Origin of the sequence: Clostridium frigoris (assembly GCF_018861865.1) — a bacterium.
Taxonomy (GTDB): domain Bacteria; phylum Bacillota; class Clostridia; order Clostridiales; family Clostridiaceae; genus Clostridium_AD; species Clostridium_AD frigoris.
The window spans coordinates 1-15,123 of record NZ_JAHLDV010000065.1 but is presented as its reverse complement, the minus strand read 5'-3'; the positions used below and the strand labels follow the sequence as shown (position 1 = coordinate 15,123).

Sequence of the window (15,123 nt, the reverse complement as noted above, 5' to 3'; positions counted from 1 at the left end):
CAGATTCCACCTCACGGTGGACACCCTTGTCTTAAGCTAACGGTTAGCACTATCGGCCCCCGTATCGGACTTTCACCGACGAGTAAACGCCCATGCCGGGCACACTAAAAGTGCATCTACTAAAAAGTAGATGCCTTTTAAAAGCAGTTTGTGCATATTGGTATATTATATATTTTTGAAAACAATGAAGATCTCTTTTTTAACTTTTTTAATATTAGATTAGATGACTCACCCTTAATTTCAATATTTAAAGAATTGTTACTTAGTTTAACATTTTCTAAAGAAATGTGTAGAATATGTTTATGATCAAGTGCATCCGCAATTCTAAGAATGGATATTAATTTTAGAATGATTGTTTTTTCTTTTAATGGATAAAAATCTATAGAGGTATCAATAGATTTACCATGACTACTTGCAATCAGTGCTAAAATCTTTCTAAGAACATCTGGAATATTATCAAGCAGTGGCTCCTTTAAGATAATGTACTTTGTATGTTGTTTATGGTTATCTTTATTAATAAAATAGCCTATGTCATGGAGAAGAGCACTGTAATAAAGAAGAGTTCTTTCTTCATATTCAAATTTATAATAGGGATATAGTGAATCAAATATTTGAAGAGCATATCTCGAAACTTTTTTTTCATGCGAGATTATATCAGATACATTATACTTATCTAAAACTCTAAAAATTTTAATATCATTTAGATAATCTGTTATATTATGCATGTCATCCTCCTTTACAATATACTTATTAGGGGCTTCTTAAACCATATTAAGTATATGTAAAGATTGTGGAGAACATGCTTATATTATATTATTTTATTATTAATTTTTTATTATATGTTTTTTCAAATGATGAGCAGCATTGTAGTGCTGCACTTATTTCTAGTAATGGATCTACTTTTGCGTCAACGGTTATTGTTACAGTATCTAATTCAATACTGCAACTAATAAATTGTATATTCCCATTTAAGCAACTATCTAGACTTTCACTAATTCGTAATAGTATGCTTAACTTATCTATTATATCTAAATCTTGTTTAGTTATTAAATTCTGGTATAATTTTAAGTCTATCTTAAATTCATTTTTCCTGTGAAGTGCTGCTATATATGATGCCATTAGTTGTTCTTTATGCGTAAGTCCATTAATTTTAGAGTTTGCAATCATATATGAAGAATGTTTATGATGATCAAAATAACTTATCAGAATTCCTATATCATGGAGCATTGCTGCAGTTTTTAAAATTTTATCAGGGTTTATTGGTATATTAATAATCGATTTAAGATCATTATACAGTGTTTTAGTTAACATCCATACATGGCTTGGATGTTCAATTTCAATTTTATAATTAAGTAAGTTGTTATTAAGAGAAAAATCAAGGACATCAGTTAAAGGTATTTCACTATTAAAGATATATTCATATAAAACACCATCTCGAAGACCACTTCCACTAACATGGAGCTCTTTCAGATCAAGATAATTAACTAACGTAACTAAAGCTGCAGTAGCACCAACAAAAATATCGGCTCTTTCTTTTGAAAGCCCCTTAAGCTTTTTTCTTTGATAAGAATCTTTAACTTTAACTTGATTGTAAATAGCAATCACTTCATTTGTTGGAATTATATAATTATGAAGATTGTCTATAGGATAATTAGTCTTTTTTTGATGGAGTTTACCAATATTTCTTATAGTACCGCCAATTCCGATTAGGGGCATATTTTTAACTTCTTTTAACCAAGGAATATCTTTATATAGGGAAGTAAGAAAGTCCTTGATGGTAGCTTCACTTTTATCATCCATAGATTTTTGAAGTGAAAATTTTTCTGTAAGATTTATGGCACCAAAAGGTAAACTAATGGAAGCTTTTAGTTTTCGATTTTTAACTAAAATTAATTCTGAACTACTTCCACCAATATCCATTATTAACGCATCAGAAAAATCCATACTGTTGATAGCTCCAAAATAATCATAATAAGCTTCTTCAATACCAGTTAAAACACGAATATCAATAGAAAGTTCTGATTTAACACGGTTTAAAAATTCTAATTGATTAGTGGCTTTGCGGACAGCTTCTGTCGCAACAGCTAAAATCTCATTTATATCCTGAATAAAACACAAACGTTTAAAGAATGCTAAAGTAGAAATAGCACTATCAATCCTATAGGGATTTAATTCTCCTTTTGCAGTCATATCTTTGCCAAGGCGAACACTTTTTTTAATTTCATCTACTATTCTAAAGGAATTATCTTTATTTATTTGAACAATTACTAAACGTATAGAATTTGATCCTATATCAATGATGGCTATTTTTTTCATTCTTATCATTCCCTTTTAAAATTGACTTTTTTATATAACTTATGTCTATAATAATTAATAGTTATAATATTTGCAAGTGTTAATAAATATTACACTTATAAATAAATGTTTTTTTATGGTTAAGGTTAGGTTAAAGTTTCGTTAAATATAATATACATTATTGTGTAATAACATGCATTATAGTAGTATTAATATATATGATTTTTTTATACAAAGGAGATTACTTATGAGTATAGCACAGGCGTGGAAGATAATTGCGGCTATTGATCTAGGTGCTAACTATCTAAAAATGACAATTGGAGAAATAAGTACAAAGGGGAAAATCACAATTTTAGAAGAGTTAGTAAAGCCTACAAAAATAGGAAAAGATACATTTTCTAAAGCTAGAATTTCCGTTAAGACAATTCATGAGACTTGTGATGATTTAATGGGGTTTGTTAGACTTATGAAGGATTATAAAATCAAGTTTTACAAAGCCGTAGCCACTAGTGGTATGAGAGAAGCTGAAAACAAACAATACGTCTTAGAACAAATACGACTTAGAACAGGGTTAAATGTTGAATCAATAAACGTAGCAGAAGAACAATTTTATATGTTAAAGGCAGTTAGAAATCATGTAAACTCAATAGATATTAAAAAATCAGAACAATATCTAATTGTTAATATTACTTCTGGCGCAGTTGAGACATCAATATATGAAGATGGTAGATTAAGGTTTACAGAACATGTTAAAATTGGATCTTTAAAGATAAGAGAGGCTCTATCAGATTTAGAAACAAAGACAATTGAATTTTCACAGACTATGCAGCAGTATATACAAAGTAAAATATATGTACTTGAACCTCAAATAAAAAAGTTCGAAATCAATCATTTTTTAGGATTGGGGGGAGAGTTAAATACAATCTGTGGAATTATAAGGAAAAAGAGTGGAGCTAATAAGAAAGATTATTATATTAAAAAGGAATCATTATTATCACTTACACAAGAAATTAGTAACATGGATAATTTTCAAATTAAAACTACCTTTGGACTTTCTAATAAGACAGCAGAACTTTTGCTACCATCAATACTTATTTTTTATTGCTTTCTTAAAATGACCAAGGCTGAGGGAATTCAAATACCTAAATTATCACTAAGGCAAGGAATTTTATATGATTTATCTGATGAAATACTAAATATTCCACGAAGAGAAGAACTAATACATGACATCATAAGTTCTGTTTGGTATATAGGAGAAAAATATCAAATTGATAAAGAGCATGCGACTTTTGTTGAAAAAATTTCTCTTGAGATTTTTGATCACACAAAAGGATTACATAAGCTAGGGGATAAAGAACGACTTTATCTTCAGGTTGCATCAATACTGCATGATGTGGGTGGTTTTATAAGTGCAAATAATCATAATTTCCATTCTTATAATATAATACGTGCTCAAAGTATTATTGGTTTTTCAGATATTGCTATTGAGATTATTGCAAGTTCAGCAAGGTACCACTCAGAAGAAATTCCTAAAAAATCTCATGTGAATTATAGAGCTTTAAGTGATGCGGATAAAATGGTAGTATCTACATTAGCTGCAATATTAAAACTATCAGAAGCTTTAGATATATCACATATGCAAAAAATAAAAGAAATCAAGCTACTAGGAATAAGGGATAATATGTTTTTTAACTTAAAATCTGAAGGAGATATTATTTTAGAGGACTGGAATTTTTCAAAGTATGTAGATTTTTTTGAAGAGGTAATTGGTGTTAAACCAATAATATAAAGGGGGGATAAAAAATGACTGATTATTCATTACCTAAGTATTTTATAAGTCGCGAATTAAGTTGGATTCAGTTTAATGAACGTGTTCTTGAAGAGGCACAGGATACAACAAATCCATTGTTTGAAAGGTTAAAATTTGCAGCTATTGTAAGTTCAAATTTAGATGAATTTTTTATGGTTAGAGTTGGTTCACTATCGGATCAAATTACAGCTGAATTTGATAAAAAAGAACCATCGGGACTTACGCCAACACAGCAAATGAAGCAAATAGGAATATTAGTACATAAACTTGTTTCTAGTCAATCTAATTGTTATAATCGTTCCTTAAAAAAAGGCCTCGAAAAAGAAAAAATTAAATTTTTAAAAATTAACGATTTAACTAAACAGCAGCTTAAGTATGTTGAAAATTATTATTCGAAAAATATATTCCCGGTACTAACACCTATGGTTGTTAATCAAAGCAGTCCTTTCCCATTAATATCAAATAAAAGTTTGAATATTGCAATTCTTCTTAAAAATAATAAGGGTGAAAACATCTTTGCAACAATAAAGGCACCTTCTGTTTTTGATAGATTTGTAAAAATTCCAGATGAAAGTGGATTATCTTTTATATTTTTAGAAGATATTATAAAGATGAATTTAGAGTCTCTTTTTAATGGACATGAAATTTTAGATGCAAGTTGTTATCGTATTACCAGAAATGCAGATCTGGCACTAGATGAAGAAGGTGCGGAAGATCTGCTTGAAGCAATTGAAGAATCTTTGAAACAACGAAGATGGGGAAAAGCTGTGCGTCTTGAAATAGAGAAAGGTATGAATAATAAATTGCTTGAAATTCTTGAGATGGAGCTTGAAATCTCTAAAGAACAGGAGTATATAATAAACGGACAAATAGATTTAACTTTTTTAATGAAAATTGGAAGAATTAATGGTTACGAGAAACTAGAATATAAACCTATAAAACCGCAGTCTTCAAAACAGTTTTTAAAATATAACAATATATTTGAGGCAATTGCAGAGAAAGATATTCTGTTACACCATCCATATGAATCATTTGACCCGATTGTTGAACTAGTAAAGCAAGCGGCTGAAGACCCTGACGTACTTGCTATAAAACATACACTATATCGTGTAAGTGGGAATTCACCTATTATAGAAGCCTTAGTAAGGGCTGCAGAGATGGGTAAACAGGTTACTGTACTGGTTGAACTTAAGGCAAGATTTGATGAAAGTAATAACATAGTTTGGGCAAAGCAATTAGAACAATCGGGATGTCATGTAATTTATGGCCTTGTTGGACTCAAAACTCATTGTAAAATATTGCTTATAGTAAGGCGTGAAGAAGATGGAATTAAACGTTATGTTCATATGGGGACTGGAAACTACAACGATGTAACTGCAAAGCTTTATACGGATATTGGCCTATTTACATCGAATCCTTATTTTGGAGCAGATGCATCTGCCCTATTTAATATGCTGTCTGGTAATTCTAAACCAACAGCTTTATATAAATTTAGTCTTGCTCCATTGCAGTTAAGAGATAGATTTTTACAAATGATAATCGAGGAAACTGAAAACGCGAGGAAAGGTAAGAAGGCTAGAATTATTATAAAAGTTAACTCATTAGTTGATATTGAGATTATTAAAGCTTTATTTGAGGCTTCAACTTCAGGAGTGAAAATAGATTTAATAGTACGTGGTATTTGTTGCCTCAAGCCTGGAATACCAGGTGTAAGTGAAAATATTTCTGTGAGAAGCATTGTTGGTAGATTTTTAGAACATAGTCGTATTTTCTATTTTTATAACGATGGACAGGAAGGAATTTATTTATCAAGTGCAGATTGGATGACTAGAAACTTAGACCGAAGAGTAGAACTTCTATTTCCAATTGAAGATCAACAGGCAAGAGATAGAATAAAAGAAATTTTATATATATCTTTATCAGATACAATAAAAGCAAGAATTTTAAATAAAGATGGAATCTATACAAGAATTGACAGAAGAGGTAAGGAACAAATCAATAGTCAGGAAGAATTTTATAATCTTGTACTAAATAAAGATGATAAAATTAAAGAAAAAATGCATCATATGAAGGAATATTGGAAAGAAAATGGTTTTGTACCAAGAGTATCAGAAAAAAATGAGTGATTTATAATATACAAATAATAATAAGGTGAGGGAGTAAATTATTTTGTGTATTCTCTTACTTTGTAATATTTACACAAAATTATTTACTTGCCTCAAATGGATAGAATTTATTCAAAAGGATATACGAGGCCCCATTGATTCCTTATTTCACTTAATAAATGAGTAACGTCAACAGTTAGCGTAAGTTGATTATCACTGGTATTATTTGTGATATATTCTTGCATATCTTTTACTTCATAGTTCAGAGCTTTTGCTGTTTCACCTAAATTAAGTTCTTCTGTTCTACCATCTTCTGAGTAAAAAATAGTAGCTTTATCAGCCCTTGGATAATTGTTTACTTCGATATATCCTAATTCACCTGCAACTACTCCACGTTTTGGTTGTTTAGCTCTCATAGTTAAAGCCATAACTGCCATTTGATCATCTTCATTCTTCATAATTATACCGGATTGTTCATCTACTCCAGTTTCAAAATATTTCGCTGTAGTAAGAATTACATTGGGTTTGCTCTCCATGAAGTATCTTGCAAAGGAGGTTGCGTAAACACCAATATCTAATAATGCTCCACCTGCTAAATCCTTACTAAAAAAACGATTGGTTACATCATACTCTTTACAGCTTCCGAAGTTAACCTGCACCATTTTTACTTTACCAATAGCTCCTGATTTTACAATTTCTCTTAACTTTTTATACAAGGGCATATGAAATATGGTCATGCCTTCTACGATAACTAAGTTTTTCTCTTTAGCAATAGCAACCACCTCATCTAACTGTTTTGCATTTACCGTAATCGCTTTTTCGCAAAAAACATGTTTCCCATTTTTTATTGATTTTAATATGTATTCATAATGTAAATTATGTGGTGTTGCAATATATACGATATCAATTTCTGGATTTTTAATCATCTCGTCATAGTCATTATAGATATTTGTTACATGGAATTCATCTGCAAATGCTTTTGATTTTTTAAGGGTAGGGTTGAATACTGCATAAATCTCGCCATTTACTTCATTTAATGCAGTTGCCATTTCTCTACCGATATTACCTGTTCCTAAAATAGCCCAATTATATTTTTTCATTTTAATTCCTTCTTTCTATAATTTATCATCAGCAGTAGACAGTTCGAATCTACTGATGTTTTTATATACGTGATCTTTACCAACAGTTAAGAATAAATACAAGATTTCAATGACCATAGAAGCAGATACTCTAGAAAAGCAATATTCATCCATAAATAACTTCTCTCTTGTTGCTGTTGTAATATGATAGTCACTAGCCTTTGCCATTGGTGACAAATCATTATTAGTAATAGCGATGATAGTTGCCCCCTTTTCATTAGCTACATCAATTATGGTCATTAGCCGTTTAGAGGCTCCTGAATTAGATATTACAATTACAATATCATCTTTTGTTAAATTATAAGTATATGCTAATTGAGTTTCCCAGATAGTATTTGATACTGCCAAAATCCCAATTTGGTTAAACTTAAAAGTTCCATCTAGAGCAACCGGGATAGTATTACCAACTGCTACGAATTGAACGGATTTTGCATTTCTAAGTAAGTCTAATATTTCTTTGAATTCTTTCTCATTTATCATAGAAATTGTCTGTCTAAGTTCCTCAATCTTGTTAGCCAAGATATTTTGCAAAGACTGGCTAATATTATGTTCGTCAATGTCATTGGATACTGGAATAGCACCTTCTTTTGATTCAACAATCTCTTTTGCAAGACTTATTTTTAAATGATGAAAACCTTTCATATTGCATTTTTTGCAAAATCTAGAAACACTTGCTTCGCTGGCACCACTTGCTGCCGATAACTCTGCAATAGTCATTTCTATAACTTTTTCTTGGTTGTTCATAATATAATTTGCAATTTTCTTTTCTGCTTCAAAAAAGTTGTCGTATCCAGAAAAAATCACGTCTAGTACTGTTTTTTTTTATCCATACTTATCTCCTTTGCAATATTGAGTAAAATAATAGGCTGTTATTTCTATACTCACTATAGTATGATGATTTGATTTTGTCAATAAAATTATCGTGAAATTATATTTCACGGATGTTATTCAAATCCACCATGTCCAACAGTATTTACAAAGAGATAATACTATATTTCATAAACTATAAAACAAGGAAGATATGATATTGATAAATGATGATTTTAAAAAAAACTGTACTAAAGAAGCTCTGAAATATATAAAGACTAACACAACAATAGGTCTAGGTGGAGGAAACACTATATCTTACTTAATAGATTATATAAGAGAGGATAAAAATCTTATGGTTAAGGTAGTTACCCCTTCTGTCAAGACAAAAATGTATGCATAAAAAATGGCCTAGAGGTTATTTATACTTGCTGTGTGGATGAAGTAGCTGTAGCTTCAGTTTCCTCTTATTAGATTTTTATTAATTAATAAAATTTTGTACACAAAAAAAATATAAAAATATGTAACCAATATTAGTAATGTGGCATATTTTATAGTGTTTAATAAATCTTTTAAATTTAAGGGGTGTTGAAATAAATGAGTAATACCAGTTCTTATGGATCTTTAGATTGTGCTAATCACTGCAACGATAGACCTGATAAATCACTAGCTACAATAGAAACCTCATATCCAGGTCTACAGAATATATTTTCAAATAGTCCAATATATTTAGGTTCAATAGTTGATGGAACAAAAAAAGTCAGGAGTATACAACTAAAAGGAAATAGTTTGATTTTTAGTGTACCAGGCTTATATTTAGTAACTTATAGCACATCTGCAGTATGGACCACACTGCCATATGGAACCAATGAGGCGATAATTCAATTAAAACTCAATCAAACGCTATTAAACGGTTCAGAAACTAGAGTTCAAGTGTTAACACCACAGCCTGTGGAAAACCAAAAATCAAATTTAGCTAAGGCAGTTCTTGTTCCAGTAACTACTAGAAACTCATCCTTAACTTTAATAAGTACAAGCTCACAAGTTATGGGATTCATAAACACAACAGTAACTGTTGTAAAAGTAGGATAATAGAAATGTAATTTAAGGGAACCGATTTTTTAAATATCGGTTCTTTTTTTTATTAAGTTTCATTACTAAGAAGAATTATATTAATTTACAAAGGAGGCTATCTATCTTGTTTATTTAGCGATGTAAAAAATGTTCAACACAGTACATCTTTTATTTGTTTAAATGGTGAGAATATAATGCAGACATCCTAATATAAGTTGATTCCTGTTGTAACATTTTGAAGCTTTTGTATATGCACTTATTTTACCTAATATGATCTTGAGTATAAAGTAAGAAGTACTTTCCATGATAAAATCATCTTATTATATTGTGTGATTTAAATTATTCTCCAGGTTGTATTTCTTAATTACAATTAGTATAATCAGATTGTACAGGCTATATGTCAGAGGTTATCGAATTAGTGATTTCCCTAGCTCACCTTTTTAAAGGGACATAAAAAATTCTCAAATATTGAACAAGGAGGTTTATAAAAGATGAAAGATAAAAAAACCTTTTTTGTATATTTAATTACTGTTTTAACTGTTTTGTTAAATTGCTTAATGCTATTTATTATAAGATCAGGAGACGAAGGTATATTTTCTAATATATTTGTAATAATTATTGCATTATTTTGTCTTAAAATCTATGTAATTGCAATTAAAACTAATCAAACTTCAAAAATGATACCAGAATTTTATGGCATTTTATTTTTGTTTGGTGTTTCTGCAATGAGATGTTTAAATAGAATAATTCAAATTTCAGATACAATTAATTATTTTAGTATTATTTTTTTCATTGGTGCAGGCACATTTTTTTTATTTATTGCTATTAGTAGAATTGCATTCAATATAAAAAATTGAAAATAACTCCAAAGGGGTCAATGTCATTAAGATGGATCTTGCATTTGATCATGCGGAAATAATTAAGGCGGCTCTTAATAAAATCAAAGAATAATAAAATATGAGTATGGAAGTGATAAAAATGATAAGGCAGATAGAAAGAGATGAAATTAACGTATGTGTGCAAGTAATAAAAAAAAGTTTTGGAACAGTAGCACAAGAATTTAGTCTCACAAACGAGAATTGTCAAGGAAATGCAAGTTTTATTAAGACTGAAAAATTATATAGGCAGTATGATGGAGGTCGATCAATGTTTGCTTACCTAAATAATGGTATCATTGTAGGTTATTTTTCGCTTAGCAAGAATGATAATGGGAGTTTTGAACTGAATAATCTTGCTGTATTGGTAGAATATCGTCATAAAGGTTATGGTAGAGAAATGATTGTTTTTGCAATGAATAAAGTAAGAGAAATGGGAAGTAATAAAATGACTATTGGATTAATTGAAGAAAGTACAAAATTAAGAAATTGGTACAGTAGTTTAGGATTTATACATACTGGTACAAGAAAGTATAAACATTTACCATTCACAGTAGGCTTTATGAAAATTGAACTTTAGTATACGCTTATTTATATAGAGAAAGCCATATTTTAAATAATTGTGACTAAATAAACTTTTTTTACATTGAAAATGTAAAAATCATTGCAACTTTATTAAATATATATTAATATGAAACAATAAAATTTAATAGTTCAGATGAAGTTAGCGGGAGAGTTATGGCTATGGCCATTCACCGAAGAAGTAAATCTTTCAGGTACCTATTTAATTAGAGATGACCGCTATTGGATGAACCCTTGGAGAGACTCATAATGAGCACCGAAGGAGAAAGCCGCAAAGGCGAAACTTTCAGGTAAAAGGACAGGGGACAGGTAACATATCTTACAAAAGTAATCCATTATCAATTACTTCATTTAGATCTTATCTATTCCCAGTTGTATCTCCAATCACAAAATACTTATATAGGAAAAGGCACTTTTAAGTACACGCCTTTTAACTGAGATGGAGGAATATATATGTCAGAAAATGAAAATTTATCACGAGGACTAAAAAATCGTCATGTTCAATTACTTGCAATTGGAGGTGCAATTGGTACTGGATTATTCCTTGGTTCAGGCAGGTCCGTTCACTTGGCAGGCCCATCTATTTTATTTGCATATACGATAACAGGTACAATTTGTTTTCTTATTATGCGCGCACTTGGGGAATTATTGCTTTCTAATTTAAATTATCATTCATTTGTAGATTTTGTACAGGATTATCTAGGTAATGGAGCAGCCTTTATTACTGGATGGACCTACTGGTTCTGCTGGATTTCACTTGCTATGGCTGATTTAACTGCTACTGGACTTTATGTACAATACTGGTTTCCAAATATAGCTCAATGGGTTCCGAGCCTTATAGCACTTGTAATTTTACTAATTATGAATCTTACCACAGTAAAGTTATTCGGAGAAATGGAATTCTGGTTTGCCTTAATTAAAATTGTTGCAATTTTATCATTAATTATAATTTGTACATTTATGATCATTAAAGGATTTTCTACAGATGCTGGTGTGTCTAGCTTTAAAAATCTTTGGAATCATGGCGGTTGGTTTCCAAATGGGGTAAGTGGCTTTATTCTTTCATTTCAAATGGTTGTATTTGCTTTTACTGGAATCGAATTAGTTGGTTTAATAGCTGGTGAAACTGAAAATCCAGAACATGTTATTCCAAGTGCTATTAACAATATTCCAATTAGAATTATTATTTTCTATATTGGAGCACTTATTGTTATTATGAGTATATACCCATGGAATTCAATTAATCCAGATAAAAGCCCATTTGTACAGGTGTTTTCTGCAGTGGGAATCCCAGCAGCAGCAAGTATTATAAATTTTGTTGTACTAACATCAGCTGCATCTGCTTGTAACAGTGGTATTTTTAGTACAAGCCGTATGGTTTACTCACTCGCTAAAGAAAATAATGCACCTGAGTCAATGAAAAAATTAACTTCTAATCAAGTACCTTCTAATGCTTTAATGTTCTCTGCAACTGTTATATTGATATCAGTTATTTTGAATTATATTATGCCAGAAGGAGTATTCCTACTCATTACAAGTATATCCACATTCTGCTTTATCTTCATTTGGGCAATTATAGTTGTCTGCCACCTAATATATCGTAAAACCAATCCTAAACTTGCTGCTAAGAGCAAATTTAGAATGCCATTTTACCCAGTTGCTAACTACATAATTCTAGCATTTATTGCTTTCATTATAGTTGTATTGGCGCTTACTAAGGAAACTCGTGTAGCATTATTTGTAACACCTGTATGGTTTATAATGCTTGGAGTAATTTACAAGATACTTAAATCAAGAATGAACAATAAAGAAGAGGTTAAAAGAAAGGTAGTATAGATTTCTACTACACCATAAGGATCAATTCAATCTAAGGGTTTATCAACAAATTTAGAATTAGGAAAATTTCTTGGATCAAAATCTACTATATAACTTACCCAATATTATTTATCAATTCACTCATAATGCTAGTTATATATTTATATAATTTACAGTAATATTATTTATGTGAGAAAGACTACATTACCTTTATGTATATATAAATTAGGTAGGTGTGCAGGTAGATAAAGAAGAAGGGTAAGGAGGATAGTATTATGTTAGAAGGGAAATGTCCAGTGACAGGAAGAACAAGCAAAGCAGTAGCAGGTGGAGGAACAACTAATGAGTATTGGTGGCCAAAGCAGCTTAAGCTTAATGTTCTTCGTCAAAACTCAGAACTAAGCAATCCTATGTCTAAGGGATTTAACTATGCGCAGGAATTTAAAAAATTAGATTATTATGAACTAAAGAATGATTTATATAAGTTAATGACAGATTCTAAGCAGTGGTGGCCTGCTGATTATGGTCACTATGGACCATTCTTTATTCGTATGGCTTGGCATAGTGCTGGAACTTATAGAGTTGGTGATGGTAGAGGAGGTGGAGGACAAGGATTGCAACGTTTTCCACCACTTAATAGCTGGCCAGATAATATAAATTTAGATAAAGCACGTCGTTTACTTTGGCCAATTAAAAAGAAATATGGAAATAAAATATCTTGGGCTGACCTTATGATACTTACAGGTAATTGTGCATTTGAATCTATGGGACTCAAGACAATTGGGTTTGGTGGTGGCAGAGTGGATGTTTGGGAACCACAGGAGGATATTTACTGGGGTAGTGAAAAAGAATGGCTTGGAGATGAGCGTAATAAAGATGATAAAGAACTTGAAAATCCTCTTGCTGCTGTACAAATGGGCTTAATTTATGTAAACCCAGAGGGACCAAATGGAAAACCTGACCCTAAAGCATCAGCATATGATATAAGGGAAACATTCTCTCGTATGGCAATGAATGATGAGGAAACTGTTGCTCTTATAGCAGGTGGACATACTTTTGGTAAATGTCATGGTGCTGCATCACCTTCATATGTTGGTCCAGAGCCAGAAGCTGCACCGATTGAGCAGCAGGGGCTAGGGTGGCAAAACAGCTATAAAACTGGTAAGGGCCCAGATACCATAAGTAGTGGAATTGAAGGTGCATGGAAAGCAGAACCTACAAAGTGGACAATGGGTTACTTAAAAACATTATTTAAACATGAGTGGGAATTAGTTAAAAGTCCTGCAGGAGCATACCAATGGTTAGCTAAAGATGTAGCTGAAGATGATATGGTAGTTGATGCCTATGATCCATTAATAAAGCATAGACCTATGATGACCACCGCAGATTTAGCACTCATTTATGATCCTATTTACGAGCCAATAGCAAAGGATTATCTAGAAAATCCAGAAAAATTTGCCGAGGATTTTACCAAGGCTTGGTTTAAATTAACCCATAGAGATATGGGACCAATATCAAGGTATCTCGGACCAGAAGTTCCAACAGAAATCTTTATTTGGCAAGACCCAGTGCCAAAAGTTAACTATAAATTGATTAATAAAAAGAATATTTTAGAGATTAAGATAAAGATTTTAGATTCAAGCTTGTCAATATCAGAACTTGTTACAACAGCTTGGAAATCTGCATCAACATTTCGTGGTTCAGATAAGCGTGGAGGGGCAAATGGGGCAAGAATACGTCTAAAGCCACAAATAGAATGGCAAATTAATGAGCCAGAAAAGCTTATCAAGGTTTTAAATATCCTAGAAAAAATTCAAATGAGTTTTAATAGGTCACATTCAAAGGGGAAGAAGGTTTCCTTAGCTGATATTATTGTATTAGGTGGATGTGTTGGTATTGAACAAGCTGCAAAAAATGCAGGGTACAACATTACTGTTCCTTTTACGCAAGGACGAACCGATGCAACCCAAGAGGAAACAGATATAAATGCATTTAGTGTTCTTGAACCTAAGGCAGATGGATTTAGAAACTATGTAAAAGATAAATATGCAGTAACATCAGAAGAAATGTTAATTGATAGAGCACAATTATTAACACTAACTATTCCAGAAATGACAGTATTAATTGGTGGTATGCGTGTGTTAAACACTAATTATAAACAATCAAAGGAGGGGGTGTTTACAAAGAGGGAAGAATGTCTTACAAATGATTTCTTTGTAAACCTTCTTGATATTAACACACAGTGGAAGGCGTTACCTAAATACAAGGAAAAATTCATGGGTTTTGATAGAGAAACGGGGATTAGGAAGTGGATAGCAACAAGCGTTGATCTTATATTTGGATCAAATTCACAACTTCGTGCAGTTGCTGAGGTGTATGCATCTAACGGCAATGAGGAAAAGTTCATACAAGATTTTGTAGCTGCATGGAATAAGGTAATGAATGCAGACCGTTTTGATGTTGAAGCATATTGTCAGTAGCTAATAGTATTAACACATTAAGTATTGTCAGGGCCTGTAAATAATTTTGTGTAAACAGAATAAAATGTACTCTTTCTTGGCAATAATTGAGATAAGTAATTATCAAAGATTGTAAGGAGGAGTATTTTTATGTCCAACATT

The 15,123-nt window shown here is 31.1% G+C and carries 11 protein-coding genes, 1 pseudogene and 1 riboswitch; of the genes and pseudogenes, 8 read left to right on the top strand and 4 right to left on the bottom strand.

What is annotated here, in order from left to right:
• Positions 1-137: 137 nt before the first annotated feature.
• Entirely contained in the window at positions 138-725 is a 588-nt protein-coding gene (locus KPL37_RS17265) for an HD domain-containing protein (protein WP_216151276.1), read from the bottom strand.
• Between the two features lie 88 nt (positions 726-813).
• Positions 814-2,316, bottom strand: coding sequence for an exopolyphosphatase (gene ppx, locus KPL37_RS17260; RefSeq protein WP_216151274.1), 1,503 nt, complete (start codon positions 2,314-2,316; stop codon positions 814-816).
• 226 nt (positions 2,317-2,542) lie between these two features.
• On the opposite strand from ppx, the gene KPL37_RS17255 reads away from it, so the two are divergent.
• Both KPL37_RS17255 and KPL37_RS17250 read left to right on the top strand, forming a co-directional pair.
• Complete coding sequence (locus KPL37_RS17255) at positions 2,543-4,084, top strand: Ppx/GppA phosphatase family protein (protein WP_216151272.1); 1,542 nt, start codon at positions 2,543-2,545, stop codon at positions 4,082-4,084.
• A gap of 14 nt (positions 4,085-4,098) precedes the next feature.
• Positions 4,099-6,231 (top strand): RNA degradosome polyphosphate kinase, encoded by a 2,133-nt coding sequence (locus KPL37_RS17250; protein WP_216151270.1) that lies wholly within the window; start codon positions 4,099-4,101, stop codon positions 6,229-6,231.
• A gap of 107 nt (positions 6,232-6,338) precedes the next feature.
• Here KPL37_RS17250 and KPL37_RS17245 read toward each other — a convergent pair whose 3' ends face one another.
• Together KPL37_RS17245 and KPL37_RS17240 are read right to left on the bottom strand one after the other, a co-directional pair.
• On the bottom strand, positions 6,339-7,310 hold the full coding sequence (locus KPL37_RS17245; protein WP_216151268.1) for a Gfo/Idh/MocA family protein: 972 nt from the start codon (positions 7,308-7,310) through the stop codon (positions 6,339-6,341).
• 15 nt (positions 7,311-7,325) lie between these two features.
• Positions 7,326-8,153 (bottom strand): MurR/RpiR family transcriptional regulator, encoded by an 828-nt coding sequence (locus tag KPL37_RS17240; protein ID WP_216151266.1) that lies wholly within the window; start codon positions 8,151-8,153, stop codon positions 7,326-7,328.
• Positions 8,154-8,376: 223 nt separating this feature from the next.
• Between KPL37_RS17240 and KPL37_RS17235 the strand changes: the two are divergent.
• The 6 genes and pseudogenes from KPL37_RS17235 to katG all read left to right on the top strand — a co-directional run.
• Positions 8,377-8,612: pseudogene (locus tag KPL37_RS17235) on the top strand (ribose-5-phosphate isomerase); the annotation flags it as partial.
• Between the two features lie 141 nt (positions 8,613-8,753).
• A complete protein-coding gene (locus KPL37_RS17230; RefSeq protein ID WP_216151265.1) occupies positions 8,754-9,248 on the top strand; it encodes a hypothetical protein in 495 nt (164 codons plus the stop codon).
• A 473-nt stretch (positions 9,249-9,721) separates the two neighbouring features.
• Positions 9,722-10,087 (top strand): hypothetical protein, encoded by a 366-nt coding sequence (locus tag KPL37_RS17225; protein ID WP_216151264.1) that lies wholly within the window; start codon positions 9,722-9,724, stop codon positions 10,085-10,087.
• 100 nt (positions 10,088-10,187) lie between these two features.
• Positions 10,188-10,685 carry a GNAT family N-acetyltransferase gene (locus KPL37_RS17220; RefSeq protein ID WP_216151263.1) on the top strand — a complete coding sequence of 166 codons (498 nt, stop codon included), beginning with the start codon at positions 10,188-10,190 and terminating at the stop codon, positions 10,683-10,685.
• Between the two features lie 226 nt (positions 10,686-10,911).
• Positions 10,912-10,999, top strand: a riboswitch (glycine riboswitch).
• A 141-nt stretch (positions 11,000-11,140) separates the two neighbouring features.
• Positions 11,141-12,523, top strand: coding sequence for an amino acid permease (locus KPL37_RS17215; RefSeq protein ID WP_216151262.1), 1,383 nt, complete (start codon positions 11,141-11,143; stop codon positions 12,521-12,523).
• A 254-nt stretch (positions 12,524-12,777) separates the two neighbouring features.
• Positions 12,778-14,982 carry a catalase/peroxidase HPI gene (gene katG, locus KPL37_RS17210; RefSeq protein WP_216151261.1) on the top strand — a complete coding sequence of 735 codons (2,205 nt, stop codon included), beginning with the start codon at positions 12,778-12,780 and terminating at the stop codon, positions 14,980-14,982.
• Positions 14,983-15,123: the final 141 nt, after the last annotated feature.